Here is a 21123-nt window from a genome sequence, read left to right on the forward strand (position 1 = left end):
CCAGTTACAACGCCAACTGCCTGCGCAATTCCGCCAGCACCGGCGCAGTATCCGGGCGCACGCCACGCCATAGATAGAACGCTTCGGCTGCTTGTTCCGCCAACATCCCCAAGCCATCCATTGCTACCGCCGCGCCATGCTCACTGGCCCAATGGCAGAACGAGGTCGGTTCCTTGCTGTACATCATGTCGTAGCAAAAGGTCTTGCCCGGCTCGATCAGGCTGCTGGCAATCGGTGGTACATCGCCTGACAGGCTGGCAGATGTAGCGTTGATGATCAGGTCCACCGGCTCTTGCAGCCAGTCAAAACCGCTGGCGGACACCGGACCGAGATCGGCGAACAACTCAGCCAGCAATTCGGCTTTTTCCACCGTACGGTTGGCGATGATCACCGACGATGGCTGCTCGGCCAGTAACGGCTCCAGCGCACCGCGCACCGCGCCGCCAGCACCCAGCAGCAAAATGCGTTTGCCCCGCAGGCTGAATCCGGCATTGACCGTCAGATCCCGCACCAGCCCGGCACCGTCGGTGTTATCCCCCAGCAGGCTGCCGTCGGCGAGTTTGCTCAAGGTGTTGACCGCGCCGGCCCGCTGCGCCCGTGGCGTCAGGCTGTTGGCCAGGCGATAGGCTTCTTCCTTGAATGGCACTGTGACGTTGGCGCCCAGGCCCTCAAGGAAAAACGCCTGAGCGCAGCCGGAAAAGTCGTCGAGCGGCGCCAGCAAGGTGCTGTAGTCCAGCCGCTGAGCGGTCTGCTCGGCAAACAGGCGGTGGATCAGCGGCGATTTGCTGTGGCCAATCGGGTTACCGAATACGACGTAACGGTCCATCAAACACATTCCTCATTTGTAGGAGCTGCCGGAGGCTGCGATCTTGGCGTTGGTCCTGACGGTGTAAAACTGTCAGCCCTTGGCCAGCCAATCACGGTCCTGCAGAAAGTATTCGGTCAGACGCGCTTCTTCGCTGCCAGGCTCGGCTTTCCAATCGTAACCCCAGCGCACTTGCGGTGGCAGCGACATCAGGATCGACTCGGTACGCCCGCCCGATTGCAGGCCGAACAGCGTGCCACGGTCATACACCAGGTTGAACTCGACATAGCGACCCCGGCGATACTCCTGGAATTCCCGCTGTTTCTCGGTGTACGCCTCGGCCTTGCGGCGCTGGACGATCGGCAGGTACGCCTCGATGTAGGCGTCACCAATAGCGCGCATGAAGGCGAAGCTGGTGTCGAAGTCCCACTCGTTCAGGTCATCGAAAAACAGGCCGCCAATGCCCCGCGGCTCGTGGCGATGCTTGATGTAAAAATAGCTGTCGCACCAAGCCTTGTAACGCGAGTAAACGTCCGGCCCGAATGGCGCGCAAGCCTGCTCGGCGACCCGGTGCCAGTGCACGCAGTCTTCTTCGTTGCCGTAATACGGAGTCAGGTCGAAGCCGCCGCCGAACCACCAGACCGGCTCTTCGCCCTCTTTCTCGGCGATGAAAAATCGCACATTGGCGTGGGAAGTTGGCACATGAGGGTTGTGCGGGTGAATCACCAGCGATATACCAAGGGCTTCAAAACCGCGCCCGGCCAGTTCTGGCCGATGGGCACTGGCAGATGGCGGTAGCCCGCTGCCGAACACATGAGAAAAATTGACACCGCCTTTTTCAATGACCTGACCGTTCTCGATCACCCGGGTGCGACCACCACCACCGGCAGGCCGGGTCCAGGCGTCTTCGACGAAGCGAGTGCCAGCGTCTTCGGCTTCCAGAGCAGCGCAAATACGGTCTTGCAGGTCAAGCAGGTAAGCTTTTACGGCCTCGGTGCGAGTATTCATGGCATCACCTTGAATCGGGCAAAGCTACGCGGCGCTTCGAACGGAACGTGAAGCCGACGCAAATGGGCGCGTAGCATAACACCGCAACTTGCCCCACCGCAGTTGACGAAGGTCAAGCTTAGGAGTCCGATAGGGACCTTTCGCGAAAAGCCCCAAGGAGATTGCAGATGGCCAAACGTATCCAGTTCCGTGCCCATGGCGGCCCCGAAGTACTCGAGTATGTAGACTACCAACCGCCAGCACCGGGTCCGCAACAAGTTCGCGTCAGCAACAAGGCCATCGGCCTGAATTTCATCGACACCTACTTCCGCAGCGGCCTGTATGCACCGCCATCCTTGCCCTCGGGCCTGGGTGCCGAAGGCGCCGGCGTGGTCGAGGCGGTCGGCAGCGAAGTCACTCAATTCAAAGTCGGCGACCGCGTGGCCTATGGCAGCGGTCCACTGGGCGCTTACAGCGATGTGCATGTACTGCCGGCGAGCAATCTGGTGCATTTGCCGGATGCCATCAGCTTCGAACAAGCTGCGGGCGTGATGCTCAAAGGCCTGACCGTGCAATACCTGCTGCGTCAAACCTATGACCTGAAAGGTGGCGAAACCATCTTGTTCCACGCCGCCGCTGGCGGTGTCGGCTCGCTCGCCTGCCAATGGGCCAAGGCGCTGGGCGTGAAGCTGATCGGTACGGTCAGCTCGCCTGAAAAAGCCGCCCTCGCCAAATCCCTCGGCGCCTGGGAGACCATCGACTACAGCAAGGAAGACGTCGCACAGCGTGTGCTGGAATTGACTGACGGCAAAAAATGCCCGGTGGTCTACGACGGCGTCGGCAAAGACACCTGGCTCACCTCGCTGGACAGCGTAGCGCCACGAGGCCTGGTGGTGAGCTTCGGCAACGCCTCGGGCGCGGTGGATGGCGTGAATCTGGGGATTCTGGCGGCAAAGGGCTCGTTGTACGTGACCCGGCCGACGCTGGCGACTTACGCCAACAACGCCGAGAACCTGCAAGCCATGGCCGATGAGCTGTTCGGGATGATCATCAGCGGCAAAATCAAGGTTGATATCAGCCAGCGTTATCCACTGGTAGAAGCGGCCAAGGCCCAGACCGAGTTGTCGGCACGGCGTACGACCGGGTCGACGATTCTGTTGCCGTAAGCTGACCGCCTGATCGTTGATCGTTCCCACGCTCCCGCGTGGGAATGCATCCCGTGACGCTCCGCGTCACATCTAGAGCGGACGCAGAGCGTCCATTGAGGCATTCCCACGCGGAGCGTAGGAACGATCAATTAACAGGAGTTCTACTGCGACTTCAACCCGGGCGAACGATCTTGCCGGTCGCCAGATCACGAATCAGGCTCGGATTCTTGCGGCCGCCCAGATTCCCACCCAGCACCATGTCGATTTGCCCGCGGAAGTATTGCTCCACGCGAATCCGAGTACGCGCCGCCGGCCGGCCCTGGGGGTTGGCCGAGGTCGATACCAGCGGCCCGACCAGTGCGCATAAGTCGCGAACTTGTGGGTGATCACTGACTCGCAAGGCCACCGTGTCGTGAACCCCGGTGATCCATTCCGGCAGCATGCCCTGGTGCGGCACCAGCCAGGTATTGGGCCCCGGCCAGGTGCTGGCCATACGGTCCATCCAGGCTTGCGGGAAGTCTTCGAAAAGAAAATCGAACTGACGGATGTTGTCAGCGATCAGGATCAGACCTTTATCCACAGATCGCGACTTGATCGCCAACAGGCGATCCACCGCCTCTTCGTTCCACGGGTCGCAACCCAGGCCCCAGACGGCTTCGGTTGGATAGGCAATCACCGCCCCTGCGCGAATTTCTCGTGCGGCTTGTTGCACACGCCAACTGCTGACCATTGCTGACTCTCCGGAATAAGGCTGAGCGCAGTTTACCGATCTTCGTTACAAAACCTAGCTTACGCGCGCAAACCAGCGTCCGCTTTCGCAAACTGCCCGGCCGTCCATCTCCAGCTCGGTTAATGCCGCCAATACCTTCGGTAAAGCCCAACCACTGGCGCCAGCCAAGGCTTCGCTGGTGTGCGGCGCTGCATGTAGCAAGCGCAACAATGGGTGATCGGCCTTCACTGGCACCACCTCGGATGGTGCCAGGTTTTGCCAGCCACGCAGGGCTTCGAGAACATGTTCGATGGTTTCCACCAGTACCGCGCCATCGCGGATTAGCTGATGACAACCGCGGGCACCGGGATGATGGATCGACCCAGGAATCGCATACACCTCGCGGCCCTGTTCGGCTGCCAGCCGCGCGGTAATCAACGAACCGCTGGCAACACTGGCCTCAATCACCAGCACGCCCAGGGACAAACCGCTGATGATCCGATTGCGCCGAGGGAAGTTGCTGGCGTGCGGCCCGGCGTCCAGCGGGAACTCGGAAACCACCGCGCTGCCTTGGGCAATCATCGCTTCGGCGAGTTGACGGTTGCGCTGTGGATAAAAACTTTCCAGCCCTGTGCCCAGCACGCCGACGGTCAGCCCGCCCACGTCCAGAGCGGCCTGATGCGCGGCGCCGTCGATGCCCAGCGCCAAGCCGCTGGTGATGACAAAACCGGCACCGGCAAGGCTGCGGGAAAACGCCGCGGCAGTATCCATTCCAGGCCGCGAAGCACGACGACTGCCGACCATCGCCAGCTGTGGTTTTTCAAGAATGTCCGGATCGCCGGCAACGAATAACAGCGGCGGGGCGTCGCACAGCTCGGCCAGCAGAGCAGGGTAGCCCGGCTGGTCCCACATCAGTAAATGCTGGTCCGCACGTTCAAGCCAGGCCAATGCATGGCTGGCACCGTCACGGACATCGGCACTGCGTCGGGCCTCGGCGCACGCAGCAGGCAGGCCCAATGAGCGCCAGGCACCAGCGGGTGCGCTGATGGCTGCGCAGGCCGAACCAAAGGCGTCGAGCAGCTTATGAAAACGTCGGGGGCCGAGCTCCGGCAGACGGTGCAAACGCAAACGGGCCTCCAGCTCCGCAGGGGAAACCGGGGATATAGCAGACAGCGACATAGGATCATCCTTGATCGTTATAAGTCCTGCTCAGACAGGAACAAGCTGTGGATAAGTCTGTTGGTAACTTGTTGAGAGTTTCCGTTTTTTTAAGGATTTTTGACCTTGTCCATCACCGCCAAAGAGCGCGATGCATTCAATACCAGGCCATAGCTGAGCTTTTCATAAGTGCGGAACACCATCAGCAATCCGGCGCGCTCATCGGGGATTTTCACCTCGCTGCCCGTCACGCGATCACGAACGGTTTCCCCGGTTTTCATCACCGCCAGCACGTTGCCTTCGACCAAGCCATCACGATAGCCCTTGTTCAGGGTCACCACGTCGAGCACGCCAATCTGCGTCACACCGCGTGGCACATCGATAATCACGCCGTTGATCCCGTTTTGTGGCGAGCTGGGCATAAAATTCGAATTGATCGCCCGTTCCTCGCCACTGAACAATCGGTCGCCGAGGCGAACCTCCTGGGTCGTGCGTTGCAGGGCCAGCGTGGCGACATCACCTTCAGTGGCAACGATTTCACCGGCGCCGATATCGTCGGCGTTGATCCCAAGGAACTCTTTACTCTGTGGGTCTATGTAGACCTTACCCTGACGGAAGATGCCATAGACCGATTGCGCCGGGCCGAACTTGCCGCGGGCATAGATTCGGTCGCCCGTACCACTGAGCACCCGCTCGGCATCGCCGGCGACGATGTATGGCGCCTTGTCGAACACCTCGACCGTGTCGACGATACGGTTATTCAGCAAGAAGCTGTTGATCGTCTGCAGAGGAACGCTCGCAACGGCATCGGCCACCGGCGTGCGGCGGATTTGCGGTGATAGTGTGATGGTGCCCCGTGAAGCCCCACGATTGAGGGTCAAGCGTGGCTGGCCGTTGACGTAGACCAGTGACAGCGAGTCGCCGGGGTAGAGGAGATTGGGGTTTTCAATGTGCGGATTGACCTGCCAGATCTGCGGCCACTTCCAGGGTTCCCGGAGAAATTTCCCGGAAATATCCCAGAGTGTGTCACCAGCCACTACGGTGTAATGCTGTGGAAAACCGTCCTTGAGTTGCACTTGCGCCTGCGCGATACCGGCCAAGGCCAACAGCAGCAGGGCGAGTAGTGATTTCCTCATGCAGTGAATCCCTTTATTATGTACGTTCGCGTGAAACGCCAGAGCCCCCCGAGGCTTGCTCCCTTCCAGGAGAACGTTTTACAACGGCAGCCTGAGTCTACGGACCCACCAGGCACCGACTTTGACTTTACTCACACGTGCAGCAATTACGCCTATGGCCATTTTAGACATCCTCGAATTCCCTGACTCGCGCCTGCGCACTATCGCCAAACCTGTGGCTGTAGTGGACGACGAAGTGCGTCAGTTGGTCGATGACATGTTTGAAACAATGTATGAAGCACCCGGCATCGGCCTGGCTGCGACCCAGGTCAACGTGCACAAACGCGTGGTGGTCATGGACCTCTCCGAAGACCGCAGCGAGCCACGGGTGTTCATCAACCCCGAGTTTGAAGTCCTGACTGACGAGATGGGCCAGTATCAGGAAGGCTGCCTCTCGGTACCGGGCTTCTACGAAAACGTCGATCGCCCGCAGCGCGTGAAGATCCACGCACTGGACCGTGACGGCCAGCCTTATGAGCTCATCGCCGACGGCCTGCTGGCGGTGTGCATTCAGCACGAATGCGATCACCTCAATGGCAAGTTGTTCGTCGACTACCTGTCCACGCTCAAACGCGACCGGATCAAGAAAAAGCTGGAAAAACTACATCGCCAGCACGCTTGATTCCCTTCTTCCAAAGGCTTGCTGCGGCAAGCCTTTTTCTTTTGCGAGACTTCTCACATGACTGAGCCACTGCGCATCGTCTTTGCCGGCACCCCCGAATTTGCCGCCGAACACCTCAAGGCCCTGCTCGACAGCCCTTATGAGATCGTTGCGGTCTACACCCAGCCGGACCGTCCGGCGGGCCGTGGGCAAAAGCTGATGCCAAGCCCGGTCAAGCAACTCGCCGAGCAGCACAACATTGCCGTTTTGCAGCCACCGACCCTGCGCGACGCAGCGGCCCAGGCTGAACTTGCGGCTCTGAAGCCGGACTTGCTGGTGGTGGTGGCGTACGGCCTGATCCTGCCGCAAGTGGTGCTGGATATCCCACGCCTGGGCTGCATCAACAGCCACGCTTCGTTGCTGCCACGCTGGCGCGGTGCGGCGCCGATTCAGCGCGCCGTCGAAGCCGGTGATACCCAAAGCGGTGTGACGGTGATGCGTATGGAAGCAGGCCTGGACACTGGGCCGATGCTGCTCAAGGTCACCACCCCGATCAGCGCCGACGACACCGGCGGCAGCCTGCATGACCGTCTCGCCGAGATGGGCCCGCCGGCCGTGGTTCAGGCCATCGCCGGTCTGGCCGCAGGCACTCTGGAAGGCGAAGTGCAAGACGACAGCCTCGCCACCTACGCTCACAAGCTGAACAAGGACGAAGCGCGCATCGACTGGAACCGTCCGGCCGTCGAGCTGGAACGCCTGGTTCGCGCGTTCAATCCTTGGCCGATCTGCCACAGCACCCTCAATGGCGAAGCCCTGAAAGTCCTCTCTGCGAACCTCGCCGATGGCCAAGGCGCGCCGGGTGAGGTTCTCAGCGCCAGCAAGGACGGCCTGATCGTCGCTTGCGGCGAGCAGGCCTTGTGCCTGACCCGTCTGCAATTGCCCGGCGGCAAGGCGCTGAACTTCAGCGACTTGTTCAATAGCCGCCGCGAGAAATTCGCCGTCGGTACCGTGCTGGGTCAAGCGGTGGATGCCCAATGAACCCGCGTCTGGCCGCCGCCAAAGCCCTGACGGCTGTACTCAACGGTAAAGCCTCACTCAACAGCTCCTTGCCGACGCAACTGGACAAGGTGGAAATACGTGATCGTGGTTTCACCCAGGATCTGGCCTTTGGCACCGCCCGCTGGCAACCGCGCTTATCGGCATTGGCGGCCAAGCTGCTGCAAAAGCCGTTCAAGGCTGCAGACGCCGATGTCGAGGCGTTGCTGTTGGTCGGTCTCTACCAATTGCTCTACACCCGCGTGCCGGCCCACGCCGCCATCGGCGAAACCGTCGGTTGCGCTGAAAAGTTGAAAAAACCCTGGGCCAAGGCCCTGCTCAACGCAGTGCTGCGCCGTGCTCAGCGCGAAAGCGAAGCGCTGCTGAGCGAGCTGGAACAGGACCCGGTGGTGCGCACCGCCCATCCGCGCTGGCTGCAAAAATCCCTCAAGGCCTTCTGGCCTGAACAGTGGGAAGCCATCTGCGCGGCGAACAACGCCCATCCGCCGATGATTCTGCGGGTCAATCGCCGCCACCATTCTCGCGATGCTTATCTCAAGCTGCTGAGCGACGCCGGTGTGGTCGGCAAACCTTGCCTCTACAGCCAGGACGGCATTGTCCTCGACGAGCCGGGTGATGTACGCAACCTGCCGGGCTTCGCCGAAGGCTGGATCAGCGTGCAGGACGAAGCCGCGCAACTGGCCGCCGACCTGCTGGACCTGGCGCCGGGCCAACGAGTGCTCGACGCCTGCTGCGCCCCGGGCGGCAAGACCTGCCACATCATGGAAATCGAACCGAAACTGGCCGGTGTGGTGGCGGTGGATCTGGAAGCCAAGCGCCTGGTGCGAGTGCAAGAGAACCTTGAGCGTCTTGGCCTCAGCGCCGAGCTGATTGCCGCCGATGGTCGCGACACCGCTGCCTGGTGGGACGGCAAGCCGTTCCAGCGGATTCTGCTGGACGCGCCATGCTCGGCCACTGGGGTGATCCGCCGTCACCCGGACATCAAACTGACCCGTCAACCTGACGACATCGCCGCGTTGGCCGTGCTGCAAGGCGAACTGCTCGACGCCCTGTGGCCGACCCTCGACGTCGGCGGCATCCTGCTGTATGCCACCTGCTCGACCTTGCCGACCGAGAACACCGAAGTCATCGAAGCCTTCCTCACCCGTACCCCGGGCGCTCGTGAGTTGGACATCGCCGGCCAGCTCGGGCAGCCTGCAGCAGGTCTGAAACAACCCCACGGCCGGCAGTTGCTGGCACAAGAGGGCGGCCATGACGGTTTTTACTATGCCAAGCTGATCAAGATCGCCGCTGCACGCGGTTAACCGGTTTCAAGGGAGTGAGTGGATGAAAATCATCATCCTCGGCGCAGGGCAGGTCGGCGGTACGCTGGCGGAACACCTGGCCAGCGAAGCCAACGACATCACCGTGGTCGACACGGACGGCGAACGCTTGCGCGATCTCGGTGATCGGCTCGATATCCGCACCGTGCAAGGCCGCGGCTCGTTCCCGACAGTGCTGCGTCAGGCTGGCGCCGACGATGCCGACATGCTGGTGGCGGTGACCAGCAGCGACGAAACCAACATGATCGCCTGTCAGGTCGCCCACACCCTGTTCCACACCCCGACCAAAATCGCTCGCGTGCGCGAAGCCGCCTACTTGACTCGCGCCGGCCTGTTCGACAACGACGCCATTCCGGTCGACGTGTTGATCAGTCCGGAACAGGTCGTCACTAATTACATCAAGCGCCTGATCGAACATCCCGGTGCCTTGCAAGTGATCGACTTCGCTGAAGGCAAGGCGCAACTGGTGGCGGTCAAGGCTTACTACGGCGGACCGCTGGTGGGTCAGCAACTGCGGCAGTTGCGCGAGCACATGCCCAATGTCGAAACCCGTGTTGCAGCCATCTTCCGCCGTGACCGACCGATCCTGCCCCAGGGCGATACGATAATTGAGGTCGACGACGAAGTATTTTTCATCGCCGCAAAAGCGAATATTCGTGCAGTAATGAGTGAAATGCGCCGCCTCGATGAAAGCTACAAACGCATCGTGATTGCTGGTGGCGGGCAGATTGGCGAGCGCTTGGCCGAAGCCATCGAAAGCCGTTATCAGGTGAAGATCATCGAGATGAACCCGGTGCGTTGCCGCCACCTCTCCGATACCCTCGACAGCACCGTGGTGTTGCAGGGCAGCGCATCAGACCGCGACTTGTTGCTGGAAGAGAACATCGCTGACGCCGATATCTTCCTGGCGCTGACTAACGATGACGAAGCCAACATCATGTCGTCGCTGCTGGCCAAACGCCTGGGCGCGAAAAAAGTGATGACCATCATCAACAACCCGGCCTATGTCGACCTGATCCAGGGTGGCGACATCGATATCGCCATCAGCCCGCAGTTGGCAACCATCGGCACCTTGCTGGCCCACGTGCGTCGCGGCGATATCGTCAGCGTTCACTCGTTGCGCCGTGGTGCAGCGGAAGCCATTGAAGCGATTGCCCATGGCGATGCCAAGTCGAGCAAAGTGATCGGCCGCGCCATCGAAAACATCGGTTTGCCTCCGGGAACCACCATTGGCGCGATTATTCGCGACGAAGAAGTCATCATCGCCCACGATGACACGGTGATCGAGACCGGCGACCATGTGATTCTGTTCCTTGTGGATAAAAAACATATCCGCGATGTGGAGAAGCTGTTCCACGTTGGCCTGAGCTTTTTTTGACCCACACAAATAGATCGTTCCCACGCTCTGCGTGGAAATGCCGCCATGGGCGCTCTGCGTCCGCTCCGGATGTGACGCGCAGCGTCACGGGATGCATCCCCATGCGCAGCGTGGGAACGATCATCAACTGAAGGACACTGCCCCATGATCGAATCCCTGGAAAAAATGCTCGCCAAGGGTGTGGATAACTCGCTGCTGCGCTTCGGTCTGGGCAAGGGCTATCTGGATTTGGGCGAGAACGCCAAAGCGGCCGAGCATCTGCAACGCTGTGTGTGTTTCGATCCGAAGTATTCCGCTGCCTGGAAGCTGCTGGGCAAGGCGCATTTGGCGTTGGCGGACTATCCGGCCGCCCGTAAGGCTTGGGAACAGGGGCTCGAAGCCGCGCGCGCTCATGGCGACAAACAGGCGGAAAAGGAAATGACGGTGTTTTTGAAGAAGCTTGATCGCCAGGCTAAGTGATCAAAAAACAGTCAGTTCAGAGATAACGCAGTCCTATGCCTTCGGCGTCGACCTGTACCACTTCCATACTCACCCACGGCGCAGCCACCGGCAAGTCTTGCACCTGCCCATAGACCACCGCGCCCTTGGTCAACGCCGAGAGTGCCGGATGTTTCACGTATACGCTGCTGGCCGAGAGATTGCGTGTCTGGCCCAGGCACTCGCCAAAGCTTTCGTGCTGGATTTTAATGCGAAAGGATTTGCGGTGATCGGACATCTGCTGCGCCCTTGTTCAAACTGCTGTGGATAACATTGAATCCAAAACTATCCACAGATCATGCCAGTTAGCTGTAGGCGCGAGGCCTGCCCGGGATAAGACTCAGTACCAGCGCGCCTCGCCCGCCGGACGTTTCTTGAAGCGCTTCATGCTCCACATGTATTGGCTCGGATAAGCCCGCACGTATTTCTCGACGACCTGGCTCATCGCCGCGCAGGAAGTCTCGGTATCGGTGCTGTACATGGCTTCTGGCGCGGCTTCGAGGATCACTTTGTAGCCAGAACCGTCGGGCAGGCGCAGGGCATGCAGGAACACACCGACCGCTTTGCCGCCCGCGAGCATGTTCGGCACGAATTTGCTGGTCAGCGCCTTGGTCGCGAAGAACGGCACGAAAATCCCGGCGGATTCGGCCGGTTCCGGGTCAGCCGGGATGCCCACCGCACCACCTTTGCGCACTTCCTTGATAACGCTGAGGATGCCTTCCTTGGTGGACGCCGCGACGCGGTTGCCCAATTGCACCCGCTGCTTGCGCAGCAACTCATCCACAGCCTTGAGTTTGGGTGGCCGATAGAAAATGATCGGTTTGCACTGACTGCAATAGAAGTGATTCAACACTTCCCAGTTGCCGAGGTGGCTGGTGATACCGACCACGCCCTTGCCTGAGGCCAACGCTTCTTTCAGTACATCCAGACCTTCGACTTCACGCACCAGGTCGATAGAGCGTTGGGCAGGCCAGATCCAGGCACAGGCGCTTTCGGTCAGCGACTTGCCAATATCCATCAGGCTTTGCCCGACCAGACGCTCACGCTCGGCGGCGTCCATCTCCGGGAAACATTTGGCGAGGTTGATGCGCACCACGTCGCGGGAACGGCTGGGGGTTTTCCACATGACCCAGCCAATTGCCGCGCCTACCGCTTGCACCGCCCGCCACGGGAGCAGGGCAAACAACCGCAGAGCGCCTACCAGCAAGGCGCCTTTAAACTTATCCACAGGTCACTCCTGATCTTCTGAACCGACGTAATGATCCGTATCGCGAGCCGGCTATTCTAACCGCCCACTGCGCAAGATGGCGTAGCGATCACAATCGGTGGTGTGATCCATGACCATCCCCGAGGCCTGCATCAGGGCATAGCAAATGGTCGGGCCGACAAACGTGAAGCCGGCTTTCTTCAAACCTTTGCTCATCGCTTCGGCCTCGGGCGTCACGGCCGGCACTTCGCTGCGATCCTTGAAATGATTGATCTTCGGGACGCCGCCGACAAACGACCAGAGCAGCGCCACCGGGTCTTCCAGCGCCATCCAGGCCTGGGCATTGCGCCGGGCGGCATTGAGTTTGAGACGGTTGCGAATGATCCCCGGATCGAGCATCAAATCGTCGATTTCGGCGTCGCTCATCTGCGCCACGCGCTGCACGTCGAAGCCGAACAGCGCCTCACGGTAGCGTTCGCGTTTCCTCAGCACGGTGATCCATGACAGACCGGCCTGGAACCCTTCGAGCAAAAGCAACTCGAACAAGCGCTGCGCATCGCGTAGCGGTACGCCCCACTCTTGATCGTGATAAGCCATGTACAGCGGATCTTCGGAACACCAAAAGCAGCGTGGCATAAGGCTCCAGGGGGCGTGCGGACGAACGAATCGGGTATACTCCCGCTCTTTAAATCGCAGCCCAAGAAACAGGTGAATTTCGTGAGCCAGCCTACGCCAGCCGTGCGTACCTTCCAAGACTTGATCCTCGCCCTCCAGCAATACTGGGCCGAGCAAGGTTGTGTGGTACTTCAGCCCTACGATATGGAAGTAGGCGCCGGCACTTTCCATACCGCCACGTTTCTGCGCGCCATCGGCCCGGAAACCTGGAACGCCGCTTATGTGCAGCCCAGTCGTCGCCCGACTGACGGCCGCTACGGCGAAAACCCGAACCGTCTGCAGCACTACTACCAGTTCCAGGTAGTCCTGAAGCCGAACCCGGACAATTTCCAGGAACTGTACCTGGGCTCGCTCAAGCACGTGGGCCTTGACCCATTGGTGCACGACATCCGTTTCGTCGAAGACAACTGGGAATCGCCGACCCTCGGCGCCTGGGGTCTGGGCTGGGAAGTCTGGCTCAACGGCATGGAAGTGACCCAGTTCACCTACTTCCAGGCAGCGGGCGGCATCGAGTGCTACCCAGTGACCGGCGAGATCACCTACGGTCTCGAGCGTCTGGCCATGTACCTGCAAGGCGTGGATTCGGTCTACGATCTGGTCTGGGCTGACGGTCCGTTCGGCAAAGTGACCTACGGCGATGTGTTCCACCAGAACGAAGTGGAGCAGTCGACCTACAACTTCGAACACGCCAACGTCGAGAAGCTGTTCGAACTGTTCGACTTCTATGAAAGCGAAGCCAAGCGCCTGATCGAGCTCGATCAACCGCTGCCACTGCCAAGCTATGAAATGGTGCTGAAGGCCTCGCACACCTTCAACCTGCTGGATGCACGCCGGGCGATCTCGGTGACGGCGCGTCAGCAATACATTCTGCGTGTACGCACCCTGGCGCGTTCCGTTGCGCAAGCCTACTTGCTGGCTCGTGCCAAGCTGGGCTTCCCGATGGCGACCCCGGATTTGCGTGATGAAGTGTTGGCTAAGCTGGAGGCTGCACAATGAGTGCTCAAGATTTCCTGGTTGAACTGGGCACCGAAGAGCTGCCACCCAAGGCCCTGAACACCTTGGCCGATGCGTTCCTCGCCGGTATCGAGAAGGGCCTGCTGGCCGCTGGCCTGGGCTTTGAAGCCAAGCAGGTCTACGCCGCACCGCGTCGTCTGGCCGTGCTGATCACCAAACTGGCCACCCAACAGCCGGATCGCAGCATCAACCTCGACGGCCCGCCACGTCAGGCCGCCTTCGATGCCGAAGGCAACCCGACCCAGGCCGCCCTGGGCTTCGCCAAGAAGTGCGGCGTTGACCTGAGCGAAATCGATCAGAGCGGTGCGAAACTGCGCTACAGCCAACGTATCGAAGGCAAGCCGACCGCCAGTCTGCTACCGACTATCGTCGAGGACTCCCTGAACGACCTGCCGATTCCGAAGCGCATGCGCTGGGGCGCTCGCAAGGAAGAATTCGTTCGCCCGACGCAGTGGCTGGTGATGCTGCTCGGTGACCAGGTTATCGACTGCACCATCCTTGCTCAGAAGGCCGGTCGCGACTCCCGTGGTCACCGCTTCCATCACCCGCAAAGCGTGCGCATCACTTCGCCTGCCAACTACCTGAACGATCTGCGCGCCGCGTACGTATTGGCCGATGCCAATGAGCGCCGCGAGCTGATCAGCAAGCGCACCACCGAGCTGGCAACGATGCAGGAAGGCACTGCGATTGTGCCGCCGAGCCTGCTCGACGAAGTGACCGCGCTGGTGGAATGGCCAGTACCGCTGGTGTGCTCGTTCGAGGAGCGTTTCCTCGATGTGCCGCAAGAAGCTCTGATCACCACCATGCAGGACAACCAGAAGTACTTCTGCCTGCTGGATGCCGACGGCAAGTTGCTGCCACGTTTCATTACCGTGGCCAACATCGAGAGCAAAGACCCGCAGCAGATCATCGACGGTAACGAGAAAGTGGTTCGCCCACGCCTGACCGACGCCGAATTCTTCTTCAAGCAAGACAAGAAGCAGAAACTCGAAGACTTCAACCTGCGCCTGCAGAACGTGGTGTTCCAGGAAAAACTCGGCAGCGTCTATGACAAGGCCGAGCGCGTTTCCAAACTTGCCGCGTTCATCGCGCCACACATTGGCGGCAACGCTCAATGGGCGGCGCGGGCCGGCCTGCTGTCCAAGTGTGATCTGGCAACCGAGATGGTCGGTGAGTTCCCGGAGATGCAAGGTGTCGCCGGTTACTACTACGCCCTCAACGATGGCGAGCCGCAAGACGTCGCACTGGCGCTGAACGAGCAATACATGCCGCGCGGTGCCGGCGCTGAACTGCCGACCACCCTGACCGGTGCGGCCGTGGCGATCGCCGACAAGCTCGACACCCTGGTCGGCATCTTCGGCGTCGGCATGCTGCCAACCGGTAGCAAAGACCCGTATGCCCTGCGCCGTGCCGCGCTCGGCGTGTTGCGGATCCTGATCGACAAGAAGCTCGAGCTGGACCTGACCGACGCCGTGGCCTTCGCCGTCGCCGCGTTCGGCGCCAAGGTCAAGGCTGCCGGCCTGGCTGATTCGGTGCTGGAGTTCATCTTCGACCGTCTGCGTGCCCGTTACGAAGACGAAGGCGTGGATGTCGCCACCTACCTCTCGGTACGTGCCCTGAAACCGGGTTCGGCTCTGGACTTCGATCAGCGCGTGCAAGCGGTGCAAGCGTTCCGCAAATTGCCGGAAGCGGCTGCATTGGCTGCCGTGAACAAGCGCGTATCGAACCTGCTGAGCAAGGCCGAAGGCTCGATCCCGAGCACCGTCGAAGCCAAGTACTTCGACAACGCCAATGAGTTCTCGCTGTACTCGGCGATCCAGCAGGCTGATCAGGCGGTCCAGCCAATGGCTGCGGCGCGTCAGTACAGTGAATCGCTGGCGCGTCTGGCAGCGTTGCGCGAGCCGGTCGATGCGTTCTTCGAAGCCGTGATGGTTAATGCTGAAGACGCCAAGGTGCGTGCCAACCGTTATGCGTTGCTGGCACGTTTGCGTGGGTTGTTCCTCGGTGTTGCCGATATTTCGCTGCTGGGCTAATGGTTTAAGGAGCGGGGCTTGAAACTGCTGATTCTCGATCGGGACGGGGTGATCAATTACGACTCCGACGCTTATATCAAGTCGGTGGAGGAGTGGATTCCGCTCCCCGGCTCGATCGAAGCCATCGCGCAGTTGAGCAAAGCCGGCTGGACGGTAGCGGTTGCTACCAACCAGTCCGGTATCGCTCGCGGCTACTACGATGTCGCGACCCTGGACGCCATGCACGAGCGCTTGCGCTCGCTGGTGGCGGAGCAGGGTGGCGAACTCGGGCTCGTCGTCTATTGTCCTCACGGACCCGATGAAGGCTGCGATTGCCGCAAGCCGAAACCCGGCATGCTCAAAACCATCGCTGCTCATTACGACGTGGCGCTGACCAGCCTATGGTTTGTCGGCGACAGTCTCGGTGACCTGGAAGCCGCAAAAGCCGTCGACTCTCAGCCAGTTTTGGTTAAAACCGGGAAAGGCGAAGAGACACTGGGCAAAAACCTACCGGTGGGCACCTTGATTTTTGACGATCTGGCGGCGGTTGCCGCAGAACTTGTGCGCAACTGAACTTATCCACAAATAGAGCGCTTCTGACATCCTGACCAAGGACAGTTCCGGAGTGCGCTTTTAATAGGCAAATGCCGCTATGTCGATCCTGCAGGCAATCAGAACTTTCTTCTTTTACCTGCTGCTGGGCACCACCTCGTTGCTCTGGTGCAGCCTCAGCTTTTTTATCGCGCCTTTTTTACCGTTCAAGGCACGTTATCGTTTTATCAACGTGTACTGGTGCCGTTGTGCGCTGTGGTTGAGCAAGGTATTTCTCGATATCCGCTTTGAAGTGAAGGGCGCCGAGAACGTGCCCGAACAGCCATGCGTGATTCTGTCTAACCATCAAAGTACCTGGGAGACGTTCTTCCTCTCGGCCTACTTCCAGCCCTTGAGCCAGGTGCTCAAGCGCGAGTTGCTCTATGTGCCGTTTTTCGGCTGGGCCATGGCCATGTTGCGTCCGATTGCCATCGACCGTGACAACCCCAAGGCAGCGCTCAAGCATGTGGCCAAGAAGGGCGACGAGCTGCTCAAGGATGGTGTCTGGGTGCTGATCTTTCCGGAAGGCACGCGTGTTCCATTCGGCACACTCGGCAAGTTTTCCCGGGGCGGTACGGCGTTAGCGGTCAACGCTGCACTACCGGTTCTGCCGATTGCGCACAACGCCGGCAAGTTCTGGCCGAAGACCGGCTGGGCTAAAAAGGCTGGCACTATCACAGTGGTCATCGGCGCACCGATGTATGCCGAAGGCGCCGGGCCGCGTGCTATTGCCGAACTCAATGACCGGGTTGCAGCCTGGAACGAGCAGGCTCAACGAGACATGGGCTCCCTGCCGCCCATCACCGCTGAACCGGAAAAAATGGCTGTCTGAGATTTTGTGGATAACCTGTGTACCGTTTTGTTGAAAACCGCCTGTTTCATCAAATAACTATATGATTTATATAGATATTTCTTAAGCTAATAAAACGACAAAAAACGTGCATAAGTTTTTATGGCAATAAAAAAACCGGTCCTTGAGACCAATGCCAGTCAGTTAAGGCATTACGCGAACCGTAGCAGCTGGCGAAGCCTGCGTCCGGCTGCGCAGCAGTCGTAAAACAGTCACTGCGGTATTCCAGACAAATCGTGGAAGCAGGATTTGCGACGGCTTCGCCGCCGGACGCAGCCTTCGGCAGCTGCTACGGGGGACAGTGCTGAACTTAAAATTCCTTAACTGACCGGCATTAGTCCTTGAGACCGGTTTTCTTTGCCTGTTGAATATCACTCCTCCAGCAGGGGAAGCTGAAGACTGAAGGTGGTGCCTTGCCCCACCATGCTTTCACAGAAAATCCTTCCGCCATGCCGATCGACGACTGCTTTGACCATTGAAAGTCCCAGCCCCAGACCATCACTGCCTTGGGCCGAAGCAAATCGTTGGTACTGGCTGAACAGCCGAGGCAGCTCATCGGCGGCGATACCTTTGCCCTGATCCGCGATCTCGCAGCTCAACCAGCCTTCAATGCAACTCATATGCACCGTGATACGCGAACCTGCCGGGCTGTATTTGATGGCGTTTTCCAGCAGATTGAACAGTGCACGGGTCAGCAGGGATTGGTCAGCCGAGACCATCCCTTCCGCCTCTTCATCCAGATCGTGAACAAGCTGAACATTCTTTAGCTGGGCGAAGGTCATGGCCTGATCGAATGCATCCAGTATCAGCATCGCGAATATGCTTGGCTCGAATTGATAGGCCTCCGACTCGGCTTTCGCCAACTGCACAAACGCCTCGGTAAGGCTCAAGGCCCTGCGTACTTGCAGCTCGATCTGGTTGAACACCTGTGAATCGCCAGGCGCTTGGTGGCGTTGTATATCGAGTAAGGCCAGGATTGCCGAATGCGGTGCACGCAAGTCATGGGAAAGAAAGCGCAACAGCACCGCCCGTTGCTGCTCGGCATCGCGCTCGACGCTCAAGTCCGTGAGGCTGAGCAACCAGCCAATCGCCATCTCGCCTCCCACCGGTAACAGCGCAGCCAGGTCCAGGCGCAAGCTACGCTCCTGCGTGTCGCGGAACTCGACAGTCTCCAGCGCCGACAACGGCGGCCGTGCGCCATCGATCAAGCTTGGGTAGCCGAGACTGGCCAGTTGATCGAGCAGGTTTTCGCCAACCAGGCTATTGGAGAACAATGCGCGGGCATTGCGGTTTGCCAGCAGGATCTGCCCATGCGGATCGCTGATCAGCGTGGCTACCGGAAGATACTCCAGCCCGTCGGCGATAAAGCGACGCGTGTCACGGGTGCGGGTCATGGCCTGTTCCAGCGCGACAATCTGCCCCTGCAGCCGATCTCCAGCCGGGGCCTGAGTACGGCGGCGTTCCGGAAGCACCTTGGGCTCACTGTCGAGGCGCGCCAGTTCCCAGCCGAAGTAGGCCAGCACAACGCTCAAGCGACGCCAGTTCCAGATCAGATAACCCAGTAATAACCCCAGCAGGCTGGCGGCCGGTGACCACCACCAGCCCAGTCGCAACAACAGGCAGGACGCCAGCAGAGCACCTCCCATGCAACCCAGAGTCAGCCAAAGCGCATGCCGTGGACGTAACAACAGCAAGCCAAGCAGAAACGCAACGACGGACAACGACAGCGCAATCGCCAAACCATCGCCCAAGGGGACGATGCAGCGCTTTTGCAACAAGCCATTAAGAATATTGGCCTGTATCTCGATGCCGGGTGTCGTTCCGAGACTCGCCGACTGCGGCGTGACATAACGGTCTCCCAGACCCGGGGCGGTGGAGCCAATCAGGATCAAGCGATCACGCAGCAACTCGGGGGGGACTTCGCCCCGCAACACACTGACGTAAGGGACGCTGGGGAAACCGGCGTTGGCACTGATGAAAGGAACAAGAATCCTATAGGCTCGCTCCCAACCCTGAGCCGTCAACGAGGAGGGCGAGCCCGGCATCTGCTTATCGATAGGCTGGGTCAACTCATAGAGAAGCCAGGCCAGTTGGGCCCTTGGATTGTGCGCAGGTCCTTCGCGCAAATACACACTGCGCACGATGCCATCGGCATCCGCCTCGGCGTTGATATGCCCGATACCCTTGGCGCAGCTGCGTAGCGGTGGTACCGGTTCGATTTCGCCAAGAGTTTGCCCGTAACGGGCGACACCTTCCCGAAGCAACGGCACGAAGACATTCCCGGCTCGGCAGAGCGCCTGGGCCAGGCGTTGGTCGTTTTCCGGAACGCTGGCCGGCTCGCTGAAGATGATGTCGAACAAGACACCCTTGGCATTCGCCGCACTGAGCCGATCCAGTAACTGTGCGTGCAGGTCGCGGGGCCATGGCCACTGGCCAAGCTGCTGCAGGCTGTAGTCGTCGATGGTAACGATGAGAATTTTCGGGTCGACGGGCAACGGGCTCAAGCGACGCAGGCTGTCATACAAAAGATTGTTCAGCGTCAGACCGTGGCTCAGGGACAAGACGGCCGTCAAGGGCAGCAGGATCAAACTGACCCACAACCATTCACGCACCAGGCCGCGAAACAGACGCTGGGCCTGAGTCGATTCACGGCTATCGGCCCCTTGCCAGCCCTTCATCGGCAGAATGCCGAGACGTTATTGGGCACGAGTCGTACGGGGGTAATAGAAAATGTCATACACCCCAGTATCTCCTTCCAGCCCGTGCTCGTCGAACGCAGAGAGACGGACATGGTAGAAAAATGCCTTCAGGCCGCTGAAGTTAACTTCGGGTGTGCTGGAAAACTGTTCCTGCTTAATGTTCAAGAAGTCGGTGTCGGTCGCGACCTGGGCTCGATAGCGCTTAGCCCCCTCCAGAGGTTTCATGATCAACTTCCAGACTGGCGTATCACCCTGTTGGCCGGCCTGCCCCATCAGCTGGGGGGCAGGTAACAAGTCGACCGGGGTTAGCTTGCCTTCTTTCTGAATTCGCAAACCTTGCCGTGCCATGACCTGAGCTTCGTCAGCGACAGGTGCTACCGTTTTTTTGGCGGGAGGCTTGGTCGAGCTTCTTTTTACAGCATCTATAGCGCTGCCATCCCGATTGACTGCGACCTGACCATTGAGCACTTCAATCAGTGACAGCCCATCGTCATTGCGCACACGGAAATGCGTGCCTCGCACCCCTAGCACGCCGACCGGGGTCACTATCTGGAAGCGGTCGTAGTCGCTCGCACGCTTGATCACATAGGACTCGACCTGACCTTGCTCAAGAATGACCTGTGGAATGGAGCGTTCTTCATTCAGGTGCAACGTAACCTGAGAACTGGAGGGCAGAACCACGCGAGATCCATCGCCCAAAGACAAGCTGACGAAAGCCGAAGGGGAGGTCTTCACGCCTTCCTGTTCGTCGATGTTCATGCCTTCTTCCAAAGGCACCTGATTCCCTTTGATATCGAGTTTCCAGGCCTCGCCGGTCAGGTGCTCAACGGTGGCCGGCAGTGGCTGACCACGACACTGTTGGTTTTCATCGATATAAGGCAAACGTTTGACGGCGAAAAAGGCAGCCGATGCGGGCTGTACGAACAGACTCATCAACCCGCCAAGAAGCAACAGGCAGGAGCCCAGGCGTCGAAATTGCAAAGAGGTAATTTGTTTCATTGGATTTGCTTTCACGCTCTTCTGGAAGTCGGGCCAGGAAAACTGTTTCATCAGCCTTACACACCATACCTGACCGGGCTCAGTGGCAGATAGCCATAATCAGGCTAGCCCTTCACGTGAGGCTGCAGAAGTCGAGATAAGGGAGATGTGTCAGCCTCGCTGATTGAGCGAGGGATGACACATCCCTGTGTCGCAGTCAGATCTAAGGTTCGACCCGGCTTTCCAGCGTGAGCAAGCACTCCATTTTTCCCCCCTACCGC

Annotated in this window: 20 protein-coding genes; 10 read left to right on the forward strand and 10 right to left on the reverse strand. The window is 59.6% G+C overall.

Annotated features, from left to right (window positions below):
- Positions 1-4 precede the first annotated feature (4 nt).
- Both aroE and hemF read right to left on the reverse strand, forming a co-directional pair.
- The gene (gene aroE / locus AC07W5_RS00445) at positions 5-826 is read right to left on the reverse strand and encodes a shikimate dehydrogenase (protein WP_494991084.1); all 822 of its coding nucleotides are present in this window, start codon (positions 824-826) and stop codon (positions 5-7) included.
- A gap of 72 nt (positions 827-898) precedes the next feature.
- Positions 899-1813, reverse strand: coding sequence for an oxygen-dependent coproporphyrinogen oxidase (gene hemF, locus AC07W5_RS00450; RefSeq protein WP_494991083.1), 915 nt, complete (start codon positions 1811-1813; stop codon positions 899-901).
- 167 nt (positions 1814-1980) lie between these two features.
- Here hemF and AC07W5_RS00455 point away from each other — a divergent pair, with 167 nt between their 5' ends.
- Entirely contained in the window at positions 1981-2958 is a 978-nt protein-coding gene (locus AC07W5_RS00455; RefSeq protein ID WP_495022605.1) for an NADPH:quinone reductase, read from the forward strand.
- 154 nt (positions 2959-3112) lie between these two features.
- Here AC07W5_RS00455 and tsaC read toward each other — a convergent pair whose 3' ends face one another.
- From tsaC to AC07W5_RS00470, 3 genes are all read right to left on the reverse strand, one after another.
- Positions 3113-3670 (reverse strand): L-threonylcarbamoyladenylate synthase type 1 TsaC, encoded by a 558-nt coding sequence (tsaC, locus tag AC07W5_RS00460; protein WP_494991081.1) that lies wholly within the window; start codon positions 3668-3670, stop codon positions 3113-3115.
- 54 nt (positions 3671-3724) lie between these two features.
- Positions 3725-4828 carry a DNA-processing protein DprA gene (gene dprA / locus AC07W5_RS00465; protein WP_494991080.1) on the reverse strand — a complete coding sequence of 368 codons (1104 nt, stop codon included), beginning with the start codon at positions 4826-4828 and terminating at the stop codon, positions 3725-3727.
- Positions 4829-4917: 89 nt separating this feature from the next.
- A complete protein-coding gene (locus AC07W5_RS00470; protein WP_495022606.1) occupies positions 4918-5943 on the reverse strand; it encodes a LysM peptidoglycan-binding domain-containing protein in 1026 nt (341 codons plus the stop codon).
- Between the two features lie 154 nt (positions 5944-6097).
- On the opposite strand from AC07W5_RS00470, the gene def reads away from it, so the two are divergent.
- The 5 genes from def to AC07W5_RS00495 all read left to right on the forward strand — a co-directional run bounded on the left by def (position 6098) and on the right by AC07W5_RS00495 (position 10798).
- Positions 6098-6604: a peptide deformylase gene (gene def, locus AC07W5_RS00475; RefSeq protein WP_494991078.1), complete on the forward strand. Its 507-nt coding sequence runs from the start codon at positions 6098-6100 to the stop codon at positions 6602-6604.
- Between the two features lie 57 nt (positions 6605-6661).
- Positions 6662-7621, forward strand: coding sequence for a methionyl-tRNA formyltransferase (gene fmt / locus AC07W5_RS00480; RefSeq protein ID WP_494991077.1), 960 nt, complete (start codon positions 6662-6664; stop codon positions 7619-7621).
- Positions 7618-8943 (forward strand): 16S rRNA (cytosine(967)-C(5))-methyltransferase RsmB, encoded by a 1326-nt coding sequence (rsmB, locus tag AC07W5_RS00485; RefSeq protein WP_495022607.1) that lies wholly within the window; start codon positions 7618-7620, stop codon positions 8941-8943. Before fmt ends, rsmB begins: the two co-directional genes overlap by 4 nt.
- A gap of 22 nt (positions 8944-8965) precedes the next feature.
- Positions 8966-10339, forward strand: coding sequence for a Trk system potassium transporter TrkA (trkA, locus tag AC07W5_RS00490; RefSeq protein WP_494991075.1), 1374 nt, complete (start codon positions 8966-8968; stop codon positions 10337-10339).
- Positions 10340-10483: 144 nt separating this feature from the next.
- On the forward strand, positions 10484-10798 hold the full coding sequence (locus tag AC07W5_RS00495) for a tetratricopeptide repeat protein (protein WP_494991074.1): 315 nt from the start codon (positions 10484-10486) through the stop codon (positions 10796-10798).
- 16 nt (positions 10799-10814) lie between these two features.
- On the opposite strand, the gene AC07W5_RS00500 is transcribed toward AC07W5_RS00495, so the two are convergent.
- From AC07W5_RS00500 to AC07W5_RS00510, 3 genes are all read right to left on the reverse strand, one after another.
- A complete protein-coding gene (locus AC07W5_RS00500; protein WP_495010517.1) occupies positions 10815-11054 on the reverse strand; it encodes a PilZ domain-containing protein in 240 nt (79 codons plus the stop codon).
- Positions 11055-11156: 102 nt separating this feature from the next.
- Positions 11157-12044 (reverse strand): lysophospholipid acyltransferase, encoded by an 888-nt coding sequence (locus AC07W5_RS00505; protein WP_495010516.1) that lies wholly within the window; start codon positions 12042-12044, stop codon positions 11157-11159.
- A 51-nt stretch (positions 12045-12095) separates the two neighbouring features.
- Positions 12096-12659: a DNA-3-methyladenine glycosylase I gene (locus tag AC07W5_RS00510; RefSeq protein WP_493062793.1), complete on the reverse strand. Its 564-nt coding sequence runs from the start codon at positions 12657-12659 to the stop codon at positions 12096-12098.
- 81 nt (positions 12660-12740) lie between these two features.
- On the opposite strand from AC07W5_RS00510, the gene glyQ reads away from it, so the two are divergent.
- From glyQ to AC07W5_RS00530, 4 genes are all read left to right on the forward strand, one after another.
- A complete protein-coding gene (gene glyQ / locus AC07W5_RS00515; RefSeq protein ID WP_031319418.1) occupies positions 12741-13694 on the forward strand; it encodes a glycine--tRNA ligase subunit alpha in 954 nt (317 codons plus the stop codon).
- The gene (gene glyS / locus AC07W5_RS00520; RefSeq protein WP_495022608.1) at positions 13691-15745 is read left to right on the forward strand and encodes a glycine--tRNA ligase subunit beta; all 2055 of its coding nucleotides are present in this window, start codon (positions 13691-13693) and stop codon (positions 15743-15745) included. Before glyQ ends, glyS begins: the two co-directional genes overlap by 4 nt.
- A gap of 18 nt (positions 15746-15763) precedes the next feature.
- A complete protein-coding gene (gmhB, locus tag AC07W5_RS00525; protein WP_494991070.1) occupies positions 15764-16297 on the forward strand; it encodes a D-glycero-beta-D-manno-heptose 1,7-bisphosphate 7-phosphatase in 534 nt (177 codons plus the stop codon).
- 79 nt (positions 16298-16376) lie between these two features.
- Complete coding sequence (locus AC07W5_RS00530; protein WP_494991069.1) at positions 16377-17147, forward strand: lysophospholipid acyltransferase family protein; 771 nt, start codon at positions 16377-16379, stop codon at positions 17145-17147.
- Between the two features lie 389 nt (positions 17148-17536).
- Here the strand turns inward: AC07W5_RS00530 and AC07W5_RS00535 are convergent, their stop codons facing one another.
- Positions 17537-19843: a CHASE2 domain-containing protein gene (locus AC07W5_RS00535; RefSeq protein ID WP_495022609.1), complete on the reverse strand. Its 2307-nt coding sequence runs from the start codon at positions 19841-19843 to the stop codon at positions 17537-17539.
- A gap of 18 nt (positions 19844-19861) precedes the next feature.
- Positions 19862-20797: a FecR family protein gene (locus AC07W5_RS00540; protein ID WP_495022791.1), complete on the reverse strand. Its 936-nt coding sequence runs from the start codon at positions 20795-20797 to the stop codon at positions 19862-19864.
- Positions 20798-21123: the final 326 nt, after the last annotated feature.

It is taken from the genome of Pseudomonas sp. GW821-FHT01E05 (assembly GCF_059422425.1).